Origin of the sequence: Streptomyces nogalater (assembly GCF_039532885.1) — a bacterium.
Classification (GTDB): Bacteria; Actinomycetota; Actinomycetes; order Streptomycetales; family Streptomycetaceae; genus Streptomyces; species Streptomyces nogalater.
On sequence record NZ_BAAASM010000048.1, the window covers coordinates 1 to 15,003 of the forward strand.

14 protein-coding genes, 1 tRNA gene, 1 other RNA gene and 1 pseudogene are annotated in these 15,003 nt (G+C 75.2%); 10 read left to right on the forward strand and 7 right to left on the reverse strand.

Annotation, left to right across the window (positions count from 1 at the left end):
• Nucleotides 1–352: 352 nt before the first annotated feature.
• Together ABD350_RS28310 and ffs are read right to left on the reverse strand one after the other, a co-directional pair.
• Nucleotides 353–2,845: a DNA polymerase III subunit gamma and tau gene (locus ABD350_RS28310; protein WP_344351487.1), complete on the reverse strand. Its 2,493-nt coding sequence runs from the start codon at nt 2,843–2,845 to the stop codon at nt 353–355.
• A gap of 66 nt (nt 2,846–2,911) precedes the next feature.
• An RNA gene (ffs, locus tag ABD350_RS28315) (signal recognition particle sRNA small type) lies at nt 2,912–3,010 on the reverse strand.
• 118 nt (nt 3,011–3,128) lie between these two features.
• Between ffs and ABD350_RS28320 the strand changes: the two genes are divergently transcribed.
• Nucleotides 3,129–3,216: transfer RNA gene (locus tag ABD350_RS28320), tRNA-Ser, on the forward strand.
• Nucleotides 3,217–3,317: 101 nt separating this feature from the next.
• Nucleotides 3,318–3,503, forward strand: a pseudogene (locus ABD350_RS28325) (AraC family transcriptional regulator); the annotation flags it as partial.
• On the opposite strand, the gene ABD350_RS28330 reads toward ABD350_RS28325, so the two are convergent.
• From ABD350_RS28330 to ABD350_RS28345, 4 genes are all read right to left on the reverse strand, one after another.
• Nucleotides 3,486–5,219: a copper resistance CopC/CopD family protein gene (locus ABD350_RS28330; protein WP_344351518.1), complete on the reverse strand. Its 1,734-nt coding sequence runs from the start codon at nt 5,217–5,219 to the stop codon at nt 3,486–3,488. The pseudogene ABD350_RS28325 and the gene ABD350_RS28330 sit on opposite strands and share 18 nt — an antisense overlap.
• Before the next feature lie 547 nt (nt 5,220–5,766).
• Nucleotides 5,767–6,540, reverse strand: a complete 774-nt coding sequence (locus tag ABD350_RS28335) for an SDR family NAD(P)-dependent oxidoreductase (protein ID WP_344351488.1) — start codon at nt 6,538–6,540, stop codon at nt 5,767–5,769.
• Between the two features lie 37 nt (nt 6,541–6,577).
• Nucleotides 6,578–7,054 (reverse strand): cupin domain-containing protein, encoded by a 477-nt coding sequence (locus tag ABD350_RS28340; RefSeq protein WP_344351489.1) that lies wholly within the window; start codon nt 7,052–7,054, stop codon nt 6,578–6,580.
• Nucleotides 7,051–9,906, reverse strand: coding sequence for a GNAT family N-acetyltransferase (locus ABD350_RS28345; protein WP_344351490.1), 2,856 nt, complete (start codon nt 9,904–9,906; stop codon nt 7,051–7,053). Before ABD350_RS28345 ends, ABD350_RS28340 begins: the two co-directional genes overlap by 4 nt.
• Nucleotides 9,907–9,987: 81 nt before the next feature.
• Here ABD350_RS28345 and ABD350_RS28350 point away from each other — a divergent pair, with 81 nt between their 5' ends.
• From ABD350_RS28350 to ABD350_RS28380, 7 genes are all read left to right on the forward strand, one after another.
• Nucleotides 9,988–10,731, forward strand: a complete 744-nt coding sequence (locus tag ABD350_RS28350) for a siderophore-interacting protein (RefSeq protein ID WP_344351491.1) — start codon at nt 9,988–9,990, stop codon at nt 10,729–10,731.
• 37 nt (nt 10,732–10,768) lie between these two features.
• The gene (locus tag ABD350_RS28355) at nt 10,769–11,356 is read left to right on the forward strand and encodes an HhH-GPD-type base excision DNA repair protein (protein WP_344351492.1); all 588 of its coding nucleotides are present in this window, start codon (nt 10,769–10,771) and stop codon (nt 11,354–11,356) included.
• 82 nt (nt 11,357–11,438) lie between these two features.
• Nucleotides 11,439–12,134 carry an HdeD family acid-resistance protein gene (locus ABD350_RS28360; protein ID WP_344351493.1) on the forward strand — a complete coding sequence of 232 codons (696 nt, stop codon included), beginning with the start codon at nt 11,439–11,441 and terminating at the stop codon, nt 12,132–12,134.
• Between the two features lie 94 nt (nt 12,135–12,228).
• The gene (locus tag ABD350_RS28365) at nt 12,229–12,555 is read left to right on the forward strand and encodes a hypothetical protein (RefSeq protein WP_344351494.1); all 327 of its coding nucleotides are present in this window, start codon (nt 12,229–12,231) and stop codon (nt 12,553–12,555) included.
• A gap of 54 nt (nt 12,556–12,609) precedes the next feature.
• Nucleotides 12,610–12,738, forward strand: a complete 129-nt coding sequence (locus tag ABD350_RS28370) for a hypothetical protein (protein ID WP_344351495.1) — start codon at nt 12,610–12,612, stop codon at nt 12,736–12,738.
• Nucleotides 12,739–12,975: 237 nt separating this feature from the next.
• Nucleotides 12,976–13,272: a type II toxin-antitoxin system VapB family antitoxin gene (locus tag ABD350_RS28375; protein WP_004943146.1), complete on the forward strand. Its 297-nt coding sequence runs from the start codon at nt 12,976–12,978 to the stop codon at nt 13,270–13,272.
• 97 nt (nt 13,273–13,369) lie between these two features.
• A complete protein-coding gene (locus tag ABD350_RS28380; RefSeq protein ID WP_344351496.1) occupies nt 13,370–14,026 on the forward strand; it encodes a LytR C-terminal domain-containing protein in 657 nt (218 codons plus the stop codon).
• Nucleotides 14,027–14,051: 25 nt separating this feature from the next.
• Here the strand turns inward: ABD350_RS28380 and upp are convergent, their stop codons facing one another.
• On the reverse strand, nt 14,052–14,687 hold the full coding sequence (gene upp / locus ABD350_RS28385) for a uracil phosphoribosyltransferase (RefSeq protein ID WP_344351497.1): 636 nt from the start codon (nt 14,685–14,687) through the stop codon (nt 14,052–14,054).
• Between the two features lie 80 nt (nt 14,688–14,767).
• Here upp and ABD350_RS28390 point away from each other — a divergent pair, with 80 nt between their 5' ends.
• Complete coding sequence (locus ABD350_RS28390) at nt 14,768–14,962, forward strand: hypothetical protein (protein WP_037656004.1); 195 nt, start codon at nt 14,768–14,770, stop codon at nt 14,960–14,962.
• The last annotated feature ends 41 nt before the right edge of the window (nt 14,963–15,003 follow it).

A 15,003-nucleotide genomic window follows, 5' to 3' on the forward strand; every position in this document is an offset into this window, starting at 1 on the left:
GTGGGCGGGGGCGGGGAGGGGGAGGGGTTCCGGGCGGGGGCGGGCGTGAGGTTCGGACAAGCCGGGCGGGGGGTGCCGGGCCGGGGGGACCGGGCCGGGGGGTGCCGGGCAGGGGCGGCAGGCGGCGGGGGCCCCGGCGCCGGGTCGGAGGGCCGGCTGATGTCGAGAGAGTCCGGGCAGCGGGCGGACGAAAGGTGCCGGGTAGAGGCGGGCGGCAGGTTCGAGGTGACCAACCGGGCGAGGGGTGCCGGGCAGGGGCGACCGCGTTGTTCGCGGCTTCCGTCGCGGGGGTTTCCTTCGAGCGCGCCGGATGGGGCCGGGCCGCCCACGTGGGCGGCCCGGCCGCCGGCGGCTACTCGTTGGAGAACTCCTCCACGACCGTCGCGCCCAGCTCGCGCACGATCAGCTCGTGGCCGGACAGGGCCGACTCGTCCAGATCCGGGTCGTCGTCCTCGGGGATGTCGTCCTCGGGGGCGACGGGCGGCGGCTCGGGGGCGGCGGCCGGTTGCGGCGCCGGCGCGGGCGCGGGCTCGGCCGGGGCGCTGTGCCGGGCGGCGGCGGGGGCCTGCGCGGCAGCCTGGGGGGCCGCCGGGCGGGCGGCGGCCGGGGCGCCGTAGCCACCGCCGGGAGCACTGCCGTAGCCACCGGGGGCAGCGCTGCCGTAGCCGGGCGCACCGCCCGGGGCCTGCGGGGCACCGCCGCCGGACGGGTCGACGACCGCCTCGATCTTCCACTGCACGTTGAACTGCTCGGTCAGCGCCTGCCGCAGTACGTCCTCGCTGCCGCTGCCGGCGAAGTTGTCACGGGCACCGGCGTTGACGAAGCCGAGCTGGAGGGTGGTGCCGTCGAAGCCGGTCACCTGGGCGTTCTGGCTGAGCAGGATCCAGGTGAAGCGGCGGCGGTTCTTGACGGCCTCCAGGATGTTCGGCCAGAGCGCGCGGGGGTCGAGGCCACCGGCGGGGGCGGGCGCCGGTGCCTGAGGCGCGGGCGCCGGTGCCTGACGGCCCGGCTGCTGGGACTGCTGGGGCTGACCGGCGCCCTGACCCTGACCTGCCCGCCCGCTCGCCGGAGCGGCGGCCGTGGGCCAGCCACCGGGGCGCCGGCCACTGCCGGCGGGGGTTGGGGTGGGCCAGGCGCCGGGGGCGGGAGCGGCCGGGGTGGCCGGAGCCTCGGCTGCGGGAGCCGTAGCTTCCGGGGCGGGGGCAGGGGCGGGCGAAGGCGCCGGTGCGACGGGGGCGACGGCCTCGACCGGCCCACCGGGGCCTGCCGGGGCACCCGAACCACCAGGACCACCGGGGCCCGCCGGAACACCAGGACCACCAGGGCCACCAGGACCCGTGGAAACACCACCGGAACCAGCGGGACCCCCGGAACCGCCAAGGCCACCGGCACCAGCCGGGCCACCCACGGCACCGGCACCAGCAGGAACCCCCGCACCCCCCGGAACACCTGAACCACCGAGCCCACCGGGACCACTCACACCACCCTGGCCACCGGGGCCACCGGGGCCACCCGCGGCCCGGACGGCCGCGCGGGCCGCGGCGGGACCTCCACCGGGCGGCACGGACGACGCACCCGCGACGCCCGCACCCGCGCCCATGCCGGGCCCCGCCGCGGCGGCACCGCCGTGGGCCTCGGGACCCGGGACGTACCCCATGGCGGGCATGCCGCCCCCGCCCGAGAAGCCGATGCCGCGCTCCAGGCGGTCGAGGCGGGCCATGAGGGACCGCTCGTCGCCATAGGCCGCGGGGAGCAGCACACGGGCGCAGATCAGTTCCAGCTGGAGGCGGGGCGAGGTGGCGCCGCGCATCTCGGTCAGGCCCTCGTTGACCAGGTCGGCGGCGCGGCTCAGCTCGGCGGCGCCGAACGTCTCGGCCTGGGCCTGCATCCGCTCCAGCACGTCGGCCGGAGCGTCGAGGAGGCCCTTCTCCACGGCGTCCGGGACGGCGGCGAGGATCACCAGGTCGCGCAGCCGCTCCAGCAGGTCGGCGACGAAGCGGCGCGGGTCGTTGCCGCCCTCGATGACCCGGTCCACGACCTCGAAGGCGGCGGCCCCGTCACCGGTGGCGAAGGCCTCCACGACGGAGTCGAGCAGGGAGCCGTCGGTGTAGCCGAGGAGGGAGGTGGCCATGGCATACGTCACACCGTCCTCGCCGGCGCCGGCGAGGAGCTGGTCCATGACGGACATGGAGTCACGCACGGAACCCGCGCCGGCGCGCACGACGAGCGGCAGCACGCCGTCCTCGACCGGGATGTCCTCCTTCCGGCACACCTCGCCCAGGTACTCGCGCAGGGTGCCCGGGGGGACGAGCCGGAACGGGTAGTGGTGGGTCCGCGACCGGATGGTGCCGATGACCTTCTCGGGCTCGGTGGTCGCGAAGATGAACTTCAGGTGCTCCGGCGGCTCCTCGACGACCTTCAGCAGCGCGTTGAAGCCGGCCGACGTGACCATGTGGGCCTCGTCGATGATGTAGATCTTGTAGCGGCTGCCCGCGGGGCCGAAGAAGGCCTTCTCGCGCAGCTCACGGGCGTCGTCCACACCACCGTGAGAGGCCGCGTCGATCTCGATGACGTCGATGGACCCCGGTCCGTTCCGGGCCAGGTCGCGGCACGACTGGCACTCCCCGCAGGGGGTCGGCGTGGGACCTTGCTCACAGTTCAGACAGCGGGCGAGGATGCGCGCGCTGGTCGTCTTGCCGCATCCGCGGGGGCCGCTGAACAGGTACGCGTGATTGACCCGGTTGTTCCGCAGCGCCTGCTGCAGCGGGTCGGTGACATGCTCCTGCCCGATGACCTCGGCAAAGGTCTCCGGGCGATAGCGGCGGTACAGCGCGAGAGACGACACGCATACGAGGTTAATGGGGCGCACTGACAACAGGCTCCGCCCGCGGATCCGGACTCCGGGTCCGGGAACGCGAGCGCCCCCCACGCACCCGCCAGAGCCGACCTACCCTTGCTGCCTTCCGGCCCTGGGGGAGTTCAGTCAGATAGCGCCGCGTGAGGGGCTGTGCCCCACAGTACCCGATGGCGGCCCCCGGACCGAACCCGATCGCCCGCCCCCCGCACCCGGGAACGGCCTGCGGGAACGAGTTCGCGAGCACTCCCCTCGGTCATGTAATGTTTCCGGCGGAGGATTCGCCTAGAGGCCTAGGGCGCACGCTTGGAAAGCGTGTTGGGGGCAACCCCTCACGAGTTCGAATCTCGTATCCTCCGCCAGCCCGAAGGGCCGGACCGCAGCAGCGGTCCGGCCCTTCGGCGTATGTCTGTCCAAGCAGGCCCTTCCGGACCCGTGATCGCTGGGGAGCGGTCAGCGGGTCCGGGAGCTGCTGGAGGAGTCGGATCTGCCGGTGGAGCAGGTGGCCGAGCGGGCCGGGCCGGGTACGGCCGCGAATCCGCGGCAGCGCTTCCCCGCGGCGCTGGGGACATCGCCCAGCGCCTACCGGGCCACCTTGCGGGGGGGCCGGGCGCGGGGGCGTGACGGCGGCCTAGCGGGTCACGTGTAGCGGTGCCGACACCGTCGCCTGGTCCACCTCCGAGACGCGGACCGTCGCCTTCAGCGTCCAGGTGCCGGGGAGGGGGAGGGTGAAGGCGTCGGCTGCCCAGTAGCCGCCGCGGTCCGTGACACGGGTGTCCAAGGGACCCACGCGCTGGGCCGGCAACGTGAGGGTGACGCGGAGTTCCGGGACCGAGGAGAGGCCGCCGTCGGGGCCGTAGACCACCGCCTGGACGGAGTTCCCGCCCGTCCGACCGGGGTCCAGGGTGATCTGGACCTTGCCGTGTCCGCCGGGGGCGCCGGTGTCGAAGGGGAGCGTGGTGACGGAGGCCGTGGGAATCCCGGCCGCCGCCGACACGGGGCCGGGCGCGGGCGCCGGTGCCGCCGCCTCCGTCGCCGCGCGGCCGGGGACGGTGCCGGTCAGCAGGGTGGTCAGGGCGAGGACGACGGTGGCCACGGCCGCCTCCGCGAGGACCGAGCGGCGCAGGGAACGCGGGTCGGGGGTGGTGGACGCCTTGCCCAGGCGGGCGGTCCAGGTGCGGGAGCGGGCCGCCGCGAGGAGCAGGGCGCCGACCGCCGTCAGTTTGGCCAGCAGGATCCGCCCGTACGTGGTGGTGGTCAACGCGTGCCAGGAGCCCAGGCCGCGCCAGGACTGGTAGGTGCCGGTCAGCACCAGGACCGTCACCGAGGCGGTCGCCAGCCGGGAGAAGCGGGCCGGGACCGAGACGGGCAGGCCGTGCGGTGCGGGGACGCCGTGCGGTGCGGGGACGCGCCGCAGCGTCCACAGCAGCGCGGCCAGGCCGCCCAGCCAGGCCGCCGTCGCCAGCAGGTGCAGGGTGGCCGAGACGATCGCCACCGGGGCCTGGCGGCCGGCCGCCGCGTGGCCGGAGGCCGGCCAGGTCAGGGTCAGGGCGACGGCGAGGACCGCGGCCACCGCCACGGCGGCGCGGCGCGGGAGGCGGGCGCGGCGCCCCCGCAGCAGGGCCGCGCCGGCCGCCGCCAGGAGCAGCAGTGCGACCCGGGCCAGGAGCAGCAGGCCGGGGCGGGTCGTCGCCGTGTGGGCGAGGGCGGAGGCGGTGAGGGCGGTCGCCGGGGAGGTGCCCTGCTCGTACGGCGCTCGCAGGAGGTAGCCGGCGGCCGTGGCGGCGAGCAGCGTGCCGGCGGCGGTCAGGGCGGGGGTGCGCAGATGGGCCGTCATGGGCGGACGGCAGTACGCCACGAAGGCGGCGGTGCCGAGGAGCAGGGCCAGGGAGAGGTAGGCGAGGTGGCGCGCGATCGTGTGCAGGGCGGTGGTGGCCGGGTGTTCCGCCGGCTCCGGGAGCGGGGCCGACGGGGCCGCCGTGCGTTCGCCCATCGAAAAGGTGAGGGCGCCGGACACCGGGTGGCTGTCGGCCGACACCACCCGCCAGGCGACGGTGTACGTACCGGGGGCGAGGCGGGCGGGCAGGGTGACCCGGGCGGTGCCGGGGTGGCCGGGGGCGTGGCCGGCGGGGGCGGTACGGACGCGGTGGTTACCGGGGTCGTAGACCCGGAAGGAGTCGCTCAGCAGGCCGACCGACTCGCTGAAGGTCAGGGTCAGGTGCCGGGGCGCGGTACGCAGGACGGTCCCGTCGGCGGGGTCCGTCGCCCGCAGCACGGCGTGCGCGGAGGCGGGGGCGGCCGTGCCGAGGAGCAGGCCGGACAGGAGGACGGGGAGCAGGAGGGCGGGGAGCAGGAGCGCGGCCACCGGCGGGCGGGCGCGGCGACGGAACCCCGACAGCCGTCGTACGCCGAACGGAAGCGCCGGGAACCGGATGACCGGCAACCGGCGTACGCCTGACCCGGACACCGGGAACCGGAAGACCGACCACAGGTCCACACCGGACCCGAGCGGCAGAAACCGGAAGATCGACAACCGGCCCAAGCCAGACCGACGCACCGGGAACCGGAAGACCGGCAACCGGCCCACGCCGGACCGAACGGCTGGGAAGCGGAACGTCGGCAGTGCGCGGGCGGGGCACCGAAGCGCCGTGGACCGGGACGCCGTGGACCGGGGCGTCGTAGACCGAAGCGTCGTGGACCGGGGCGTCGTAGACCGGGGCGCGAAGTCCCGTCGGGTACGCGGCCGGAGGGTGGGGCCCTGCTGGGACGTCCCGTGGTCCCCGGCCCGCCGGGCGCGTCGTCGTGGTGTTCCGTCCGCGCCGTGCCCCACCCTCGGCCTCCGTCCGTCCCCTCGTGTGCCCGCGCCCCCTGACCGGGCCCCGGGATAGGTACGGAGGGCACGGCCGGTGTGCTCACCAGGTCGGACGCGACGTCACACCGCCGTCCACCACCAGGTCGTGGCCGGTGATCCAGGAGGCGAGCGGGGAGGCGAGGAAGGCGCAGGCGTCGGCCACGTCCTCGGGGCGGCCCAGGCGGCCGGCCGGGGCGGCGGCGAGCCAGCGGCGTACACCGTCCGGCCAGGACTCGGTCAGGCCCGGCCGGTCGATCAGGCCGGGCGAGACCGTGTTGACGCGGATGCCGTCGGGGCCGTATTCCAGGGCCGCCGCGCGGGCGTGCATGACCACCGCCGCCTTGGCCGCGCCGTAGTGGGCGTGGCCGGGGGCCGGGTGGGCGGCCTCGATGGAGGCGATGTGGGTGATGGTGCCGCCGCCGTGGGCGCGCATATGGGCGGCTGCGGCCTGGGTGCAGGCGAAGACGCTGGTGAGGTTGGTGTCGACGACCCCGCGCCAGTCCTTGGCCGTCAGCTCCGGGAGCGGCTGGACGGGCTGGACGGCCGCGTTGTTGACGAGCGCGGTCAGGTGCCCGTCGGACCAGGCCGTCGTCTCCTCGACCAGGCGGTGGCAGGCGGCCTCGTCGGTCAGGTCGGCCTGGAGCACGACCGCCCTGCCGCCCGCCGCCCGGATGCGGTCGGCCACCTCGGTGGCGGCGGTGAGCGCCGTACGGCAGTGCACGGCGACCGCCGCGCCGTGCTCCGCGAAGCGCAGGGCGAGGGCGCGGCCGATGCCACCGCCCGCGCCGGTCACCAGCGCGGTCTGTCCGTCGAGCAGGCGCGTGGTCGGGGTCATGGGCGGCAGAACTCCGTGAACGGTGACGCGGCTTGGGTCATGGACGGCAAAGCTCCGTGATCAGGGCGGCCTCGGCCGGGTAACGCGCCGTGAGGTCGGCCGGGTTCCCGTGTTCGTAGTCCGCGTAGGTGAACCCGGGGGCCATCGTGCAGCCGAAGAACGTCCACGCGCCGCCCGCCGCCACCCGCGCGCCCATCCAGGTGCGGGCCGGCACGGTCAGCTGGAGGTGCTGGCCCGTGCCGGGGTCCGGACCCAGGACGGGCCTGGCGGTGGTGCCGTCGGGGGCGAGGAGCAGCATCTGGAGCGGGTCGCCGAGGTAGAAGTGCCAGACCTCGTCGAACGGCAGCCGGTGCAGGGCGGAGAAGTCGTCGGCGGTGAGCAGGGCCACGATGGCCGACCCTTCGGGGCGGCCGTCCGGGCGCTCGGGCCCGGCCCAGGTGCGCCGGAACAGGCCGCCTTCGCGGGGGATGGGTTCGAGGCCGTAGCGTGCGGTCAGCTCTTCGGGCGTCGTCACCCGGGGAAGGCTACCGCCCGGTCCAGAAAAGCGAGTTGGGCGTGCTTCTCGGGCAGGTACACCTCGGGCAGGTCGACCTCGGGCAGCACGACGGCCGGGCCGCGGGTGAAGCCCTGGCGTTCGAAGCGGGCGATCGCCTTGGCGTTGCGCACGTCCGGGTCGATCACGATCCGCTGCCGGTCCAGGACCCCCAGCACGTACGTCGTCAACGCCTTCAGCAGCCCGGACGTCCAGCCGGGGTGCGCGCCGCCGGGACCGGCGGGGGCGAGGAGGAGGTGGACGCCGATGTCGCCGGGGCGGACGTCGTAGCACTCGCCGACCCGGTCGGCGGACGGCTCGTACGTCTGGAGGAGCGCCGCCGGTTGGCCGTCCTTGACGACCAGGTGGGCGTGGTGGGTGTCGAGCGTGGCCATGTGGGCGTATATCTCGGCGACCTGGTCCCTGGTGAGGCCGTTCATGCCCCAGAACACGGCGCGTTCGTCGCTCACCCAGGCGTGGAGCAGCTCCGCGTCGCCCTCGGGGTCGACGGGGCGGACACGGACGGTGCCGTAGCCGTCGATGTGCTGGACGTGCAGGTCGGTCATCGGGTTCCTCGGGGTGTCGGGGGCGGTTCGCTCGGGGGTGAGCAGGTCCCAGTCGGTGACCACGGGGGCGAGTTCGCCCTTGAGCCACAGGGGCAGCTGGTCGTGGTGGTGGGGGCTGCCGGGTACGCCGTCGGCGCCGAAGGGCACCACCCAGCGGCTGCCCGTGCGGTCGGCCAGGTCCCAGACGTAGCGGGCGGCCGGACCGCGGGCGGCGCGGTCGGTGACGCCGGGGACGGCCGAGGTGCACAGCACGCAGTCGTGGTCGCCGCCGAGACCGGGTTCGGCGTCGCCGGTGGCCGGCTGCCCGGGCAGCGCCCGCCAGGGGGCCAGGCGGTGGGTGGCCGACCAGGGGCGGGCCGGCGGTGCGGCGGCGACCTCCTCCAGGGCGTCACGGACGACCGCGGTGCGGTCGATGTCGTACAGCTCCTTGGCTTGCAGGAGGTGTTCGAGGGCGTGGCCGACGCGGGGGACGAGGGCCAGCCAGGGCAGCAGGACGTCCGGGTAGGCGGGGGGCTCGGCGAGGGGGGCGAAGACCGGGTGCGCGGCGAGCCGGCGTACGACCGCGTGGCGCAGCGCGGCGAACGCCGCCGCGTCGGTGCTGTCCGCGTCCATCCGGCGGTCCCAGTCGAGCAGGCGGTCGCGCAGCGCCACGGCGGCGGGGGTGAGTCCGGTGAGGGCGGTGAGGCGCTCCAGCAGCGGGGCGGCGGAGCCGAGGTGGGTGTCGGTGTGGATCGCGGCCATGTCGTCGGCCGTCCAGGTACGGCGCGTGTCGAGCAGGGCGCCGATACGGGCGGCGCGGTGGGGCGGGGCGAACTCGACGCCGAGGGGGGTGGCGAGGCCGCGGGCGTTGGCCATCACGGCGATGCCGTCGGTGGTGGGCGGGTCGGCGTACGGCGTCTCGTGCGTGCCGGACCAGTCGTGGCCGGGGAGCCAGGCCGGCACCGGGTGGTGGCGGTTGGTCTCGCCGCGGAGGGGGACCTTTCCGGCGACGCGGTGCAGGGTGCCGCCGGCGGTGTCGGCGGCCTGGACGACGTTGACCGGCTCGGTCCAGGCGTCCAGGGCGCGGTCGACGTCGGTGACGGTGCGGGCGCGCAGGAGGGGGAGGAGGGCGCTGAAACCGAGGTCTTCGGTGACGCGGGGCGGGTAGCGCAGGGCGAGCGCCTCGGCTTCGTCCCGTGCGGAGCCGGCGCCCCGCGCGGTTCCGGACCGTACGGAGCCGGCGCCCCGCTTCTCCGGTTCCGGCGCGTGGACCGGCCGCACCTCCTCCGGCCGCTCTCCCTCCGGCCGATCCCCCTCCGGCCCGCGCCCCGAACCCGCCGCTCCGGGCGCCACGATCGCGTCCAGGCCCTCCGGGCCCCCGGCGATCACCGGGCCCCGGGGCGTCTCGATGAGCTCTATCTCCAGCGGTGGTTCGGAGGCGATGTGGACGGTCTCCGTATGGCGGGCGGCGCGCTGCCAGGTGCCGTCCGGGCCGAGGGCCTCGACGCCCGCGCCGGTGCGGCGGAGCCGTTCGCGGTAGAGGTCCTGGTAGTCGGCCATGGCGTTGGTGATCGCCCAGGCGACCGTGCCGGTGTGGCCGAAGTGCGGGATGCCGGGCACGCCGGGCACGGCCAGGCCGACGACGTCGAACTCGGGGCAGGCCAGGCGGATCTGCTGGTAGACACCGGGGTCCTCGATGAACCGGTGCGGGTCGCCCGCGAGCAGCGCCTGCCCGGTGGCGGTGCGTTCACCGGTGACGAGCCAGCCGTTGCTGCCCGCCGTGCCCGTCCCGTCCGTGGCGAACAGACCGACGGCCTCCGGGCCGAGGTGCCGTATCGCCTGCTCGCGCCAGAGCTTGGCGGGGAACCCGGCGAACAGGACGTGCGTGCCGAGCCAGACCCCGAGCGGCGTCCAGGGCTGCCAGCGGCCCGGGGCCAGTCGGACGCGGGCGAACTCGGGGGCGCGGCGGGCGCCTTCGGCGAGGCCCTCGTTGACGCCGGCGACGTACGCCCGTACCCAGTCGGCCGTTTCGGGGTCCCGGCGCTCCAGCGCGGTGAAGCAGCGCCGGGCGGTGTCCGCGAGCCGCGCCCGGCGGGCGAAGATGTCCCAGGACAGGGCCTCGGCGCCGAGGAAGGACGCGGACGTGCCCTGCGCCCGGTGGCGTTCGACCTCCAGTTGCCAGGCCCGGTCGTGCGCGGTGACCAGGCCCTGGGCGTGGGCGAGTTGACGGGCGTCGGACGCGCGCAGGTGGGGGACGCCCCAGGCGTCGCGGTAGATCTCGATGGCCACGAGGGACCCCCTTGAAGATTTTAGGTTAGCCTTGCCTAAGTATTTTCTGTGGCGGAATCGTACGCGAACGATGGAGGGGGCATGGGACAGGGGCGGGGCTGGGAAGGCGCGGTCCTACGACTGCTGCGCGCCAAGGACTTCGTACTGACCGTTCTCGAAACCGAGGACGTGACCCCTCACTACCGGCGGCTCCGGCTGAGCGACGGCGGGCTGCTCGCCGCGACCGGTGTCCACCCGACGATGTGGGTCCGGCTGTGGTTCTCCGACCACGGCCGGCCGCACCAGCGGGCCTATACCCTGGTCGACCCCGACCCGGCCACCGGCACCTTCGGCCTCGAATTCGCCCTGCACGCGGGCGTGGCCTCCGACTGGGCCCGGACCGCGCGGCCCGGCGACACCGTCGAGGCCACCGTCCAGGGCACCGGCTTCCAGGACCCCGACCCCGCGCCCTCCCACCTCGTCGCGATCGGCGACCCGGCCTCGCTGCCCGCCATCAACTCCCTCCTCGGCGCCCTGGGTCCGGCCCCGGCGACCGTCTGGTTCGAGGGCGAGCCGGCGGGGCTGCCCTGCCAGGCCGAGCCCGGCCGGCACGAGATCCGGCCGGTGCCCCGCCGGGACGCGGGGGCCCACCTGGTCGAACGGATCCGCGCCGAGCTGCCCGCCGTCCTCGCCGGCACCCCGCACCCGTACGTCTGGATCGCCTGCGACACCACGACCACCCGCGCCCTCGCGGGCTACGTGCGCAAGGAACTGGGCGTGCCGAAACAGCGGGTGCACGCGCTCGGGTACTGGCGCCCGGAGCCCGCGCCCCGGGGAACGGACTGAGCGGGCGGGCCGGGCGGGGGCGCGGGATCATCGACCCATGGACGTCACCCTGCACCTCGCCCAGGACCCCGCGGCCGACGCGCTGCTCGGGCGTTCCCCGCTCGCCGCGCTGACCGGGATGCTGCTGGACCAGCAGATTCCGATGGAGTGGGCGTTCAAGGGCCCCCGGACCATCGCCGACCGGCTCGGCACCGGGGACCTGGACGCCCACGAGATCGCCGCGATGGACCCGGAGGCCTTCGCCGCGCTGCTCTCCGACAAGCCCGCGGTGCACCGCTACCCGGGCTCGATGGCCAAGCGGATCCAGCAGCTGTGCCAGTACCTCGTCGAGCACTACGACGGGGATGCCGAGGCGGTCTGGCGGGACGCCGGCAGCGGGCCGGAGCTGCTCGGCCGGCTGGAGGACCTGCCGGGGTTCGGCAAGCAGAAGGCGCAGATCTTCCTGGCCCTGCTCGGCAAGCGGCTCGGGGTCACCCCAAAGGGCTGGCGGGAGGCCGCCGGCGCCTACGGCGAACCCGGCTCCTTCCGGTCGGTCGCCGACATCACCGGCCCGGAGTCGCTGGCCAAGGTGCGCGCCCACAAGCAGGAGATGAAGGCGGCGGCCAAGGCGGCGAAGAAGAAGTAGGAGCACAAGCAGCGGACGCGTCCGGACCCTCGTCCGGACCACCCCGGTGGCCACCGGTCCCCGACCGCTCCCAGCATGGAGCATGACCGAGCCACCGAGCGGCGGCCCCGCCGGGGACCGTGAGTACGACGACCGGCACGTCCACGCGGCGGAACCGGCCCGTGGCCACCCCGCGGCGGAACCGGCCCGCGGCCATCCGGAGCCGGAACCCCCGTTCGAGGGCCCGCTGCACGCCCTGTCCCGGGCCGCCTGGCAGACCGTCCTGCTCACCGGGGCCGGCTCCCTGGTGCTCGGCGTGCTGGTGCTGGTCTGGCCGGGCACCTCCCTGCTCGCCGCCGGCGTCCTCTTCGGCCTGTACCTGCTCTACAGCGGGGTCCTCCAGCTGGTCGCCGCCTTCGGCACCCACCAGACGACCTCGCTGCGGGTGCTGGCCTTCATCAGCGGCGCGCTGTCGATCCTGCTCGGCCTGCTCTGCTTCCGCGGGCCCATGCGGTCGCTCCTGCTGCTCGCCCTGTGGATCGGCATCGGCTGGCTGTTCCGGGGGATCACCCAGTTCCTGGCCGCCGTACACGATCCCCGGATGCCCGCCCGGGGCTGGCAGATCCTCCTCGGGGTCCTCACCTTCGTCGCCGGGATCGTGCTCATCGACTCGCCGTTCGAGTCGGTCGCGGTGCTCACCCTCGTCGGCGGGATCTGGCTGGTCGTGGTGGGCGTCGTGGAGATCCTCGGCGCGCTGGGCATGCGCGGCCGGGCACGCCGGGTGCCACGGACGCTGTGAACCGCCGCCCACCGCACTCCCCGCGGGTAGGCCGAGCGGGCGGAACCGGGGGACGGGGTGCTGCCGTCCCGCCCGGCCCGGGGAGACAGGTGCCATGAGCAGCGGGAGCACCGGCACTCCCCCGGGCCGCCACCGGCTACGGGTCCTGGTGCTGCTCCTCGCCCTGTGGCTGCCCGGCGCCCAGGCGCCGGCCGAGGCCGCCTGGGACCTCGCGGTGGCCGCCGAGGCGGTGGCCACCGCGACCGGCGAGTACGACGCCCTCGGCACGGCACCACGGCCGCCCGCCCGGCCCGGCCACCGCACCCGCGTACCCGGGGGCCCCGCGCCCCGGCCCGGCCCGGCACCCGCCGGCCCGCGCCCGGACGCGTCCCCCTCGCCGTGCTCCACGCCACTGCCACGCACGGTGGTGCTGCGCTGCTGACGGACCCGCGCTCCCCCGCAGGTCAGCCGGCTCGACGCAAGGAGCAGCACAGCCATGCCCAACGATCCCTACGCCGTCCTGCGCGCCCTGCTGCGCGCGGAGGCCCGGCGCGGAACGGCCCCCGGGCCGGACCGACGCACACCCCGGCCCCAGCGCCCACCGGACGAGAACCGCAACCGCTGAGCCACCCCCGGCCTCCGGTGCCGTTTCCAGGACCCGGGGCCGGGGCCGGACCGCGCTCGGCCTCTCGTGCGCCGGCTCCCGGTCCACAGCCTGTGCGTAACGGGCGAGGTCGAGCGCGCCATAGCAGCCCATTTGCCTGTTTAGTCCGACTTTCACCTGTCTTCGAACCGTCTTTTCCAGGGTCGCACCGGGCCGCCATGGCTGCGCCCGGAACGTCTGGGCCGGTAGGCTTTCCGTGTGATCTTCAAGCGCATCGGAAACGGCCGGCCGTACCCCGACCACGGCCGGGAGAGCACCCGGCAGTGGGCGGACGTCGCGCCGCGCCCGGTCCGCCTCGATCAGCTCGTCACCACCAAGCAGCAGCTCGATCTGGAGACCCTGCTCGCGGAGGACTCCACGTTCTACGGCGACCTCTTCGCGCACGTCGTGAAGTGGCAGGGCGACCTCTATCTGGAGGACGGGCTGCACCGCGCGGTCCGCGCCGCCCTCCAGCAGCGCCAGGTGCTGCACGCACGCGTGCTCGAACTCGACTGACCCGGTCCGACACGGCCGTTGACCCTTTCGGGTTCGCCGGGCACCATCGGCTGATCATCTGATAGGCATCGCCGCCCGGGCGCACTACGCTGCGCTCATGAGCATGCTGACTCCCCCCGGCATGGGCGGCCAGTACCGGATCACGGGGGACAAGTACCCCCGCATGCGTCCGTCCCGCCGGCGCGGCAGGCTCGCGGCCGCGGCGGTGGCCTCCGTCGCCGTCCTCGGTCTGCTCGGCTGGGGCACCGTGCAGCTCATCGACGTCTTCACCGGCGGCAGCGGCGGCACCACGGCGGCCGGCCGTACGACGGACTGCCGCACCGAGGCCGCCCGGAGTGCCGGCACCGGCCTGGCCCCCGCGGCCCAGGCGAAGTCCCTGCCCGCGCCCGGCCGGATCACCGTGAACGTCTACAACGCCACCCCGCGCAGCGGGCTCGCCAAGAAGACCGCGGACGAACTGCGCCGGCGCGGCTTCAGGATCGGCAAGGTGGGCAACGCGGCCAAGGCCTACGACAAGAAGGTCAAGGGCACGGGCCTGCTCCTCGGTTCCCCCGCCGCCCAGGACACCTCGCTGCGGGTGCTCGCCACCCAGCTGTCCGGCGCCGAACGGCGCGCCGACGCCCGCAAGAGCGCCGACCTGGACCTGATCATCGGCGACGCGTTCAAGGACCTGACCCGCCGGCGGACGGCCGACCAGGCCCTGACCACGCTGACGGCCCCGGGCGCCACGGCCCCCGTGAAGAAGACCTGCTGATCGGCGCACCGAGAAGCGCGGGAAACTACTCCGCGGACCCGTAGAGCCGGTCCCCCGCGTCCCCGAGCCCCGGGACTATGTACCCCTGCTCGTCGAGGTGGTCGTCGACGGCCGCCGTGACCACCGTCACCGGCGTGCCCGCCAGCTCGCGCTCCACCACGGCGACCCCCTCGGGGGAGGCCAGCAGCACCACGGCCGTCACATCGTCCGCACCGCGCTTGATCAGCTCCCGGATCGCCGCGACCAGGGTGCCGCCCGTGGCCAGCATCGGGTCCAGCACGTACACCTGGCGGCCCGACAGGTCCTCCGGCATGCGCGAGGCGTACGTGGACGCCTCCAGCGTCTCCTCGTTGCGGATCATGCCCAGGAAGCCCACCTCGGCGGTCGGCAGCAGCCGGACCATGCCGTCCAGCATGCCGAGACCGGCCCGCAGGATCGGCACCACCAGCGGACGGGGACGGGCCAGCTTCACACCCGTGGTGCGGGCGACCGGTGTCTGGATGTCGACGGCCTCGATGCGCACGTCCCGCGTGGCCTCGTAGGCGAGCAGGGTGACCAGCTCGTCGGCGAGCCGCCGGAAGGTCGCGGAGTCGGTGCGCTGGTCGCGCAGCGTGGTGAGCTTGTGAGCGACCAGGGGGTGGTCGACGACATGGAGACGCATGCTCCTAACGGTACCTGCGCCTCCGGCCGCCCTCACGCTGGCGTCAAACCGGCCGTCCGGGGGAAAGTGGGAAGGACGGAGTGGGGTGGTGTGACGTGTCCGACCTGCCTGACCAGCCCGAGAAACCCGAGACCGACGCCGAACGCCGCAGGCGGCGCGCCCGGTTCCTGCGCGATCTCGCCGAGGCCCGGGAGCTGCGCGCCCGGGTGCGGCCCCGGCGCACCAAGGCCGCCCGGCTGCGCCAGGCGCTGCGGATGCGCACCTTCCGCTGGTAGTCCCGCGCAACCGTGACCGGCGTGGAAGCGCGGCGCCCGCA

What these genes read in the sequence shown, in the direction of transcription:
- ABD350_RS28355 (WP_344351492.1), top strand. Translation starts at nt 10,769, where the DNA reads ATGGACGTCACCCTGCACCTCGCCCAGGACCCCGCGGCCGACGCGCTG.
- ABD350_RS28350 (WP_344351491.1), top strand. Translation starts at nt 9,988, where the DNA reads ATGGGACAGGGGCGGGGCTGGGAAGGCGCGGTCCTACGACTGCTGCGC.
- ABD350_RS28335 (WP_344351488.1), bottom strand. Translation starts at nt 6,540, where the DNA reads ATGACCCCGACCACGCGCCTGCTCGACGGACAGACCGCGCTGGTGACC.
- ABD350_RS28360 (WP_344351493.1), top strand. Translation starts at nt 11,439, where the DNA reads ATGACCGAGCCACCGAGCGGCGGCCCCGCCGGGGACCGTGAGTACGAC.
- upp (WP_344351497.1), bottom strand. Translation starts at nt 14,687, where the DNA reads ATGCGTCTCCATGTCGTCGACCACCCCCTGGTCGCTCACAAGCTCACC.
- ABD350_RS28380 (WP_344351496.1), top strand. Translation starts at nt 13,370, where the DNA reads ATGAGCATGCTGACTCCCCCCGGCATGGGCGGCCAGTACCGGATCACG.
- ABD350_RS28370 (WP_344351495.1), top strand. Translation starts at nt 12,610, where the DNA reads ATGCCCAACGATCCCTACGCCGTCCTGCGCGCCCTGCTGCGCGCGGAG.
- ABD350_RS28365 (WP_344351494.1), top strand. Translation starts at nt 12,229, where the DNA reads ATGAGCAGCGGGAGCACCGGCACTCCCCCGGGCCGCCACCGGCTACGG.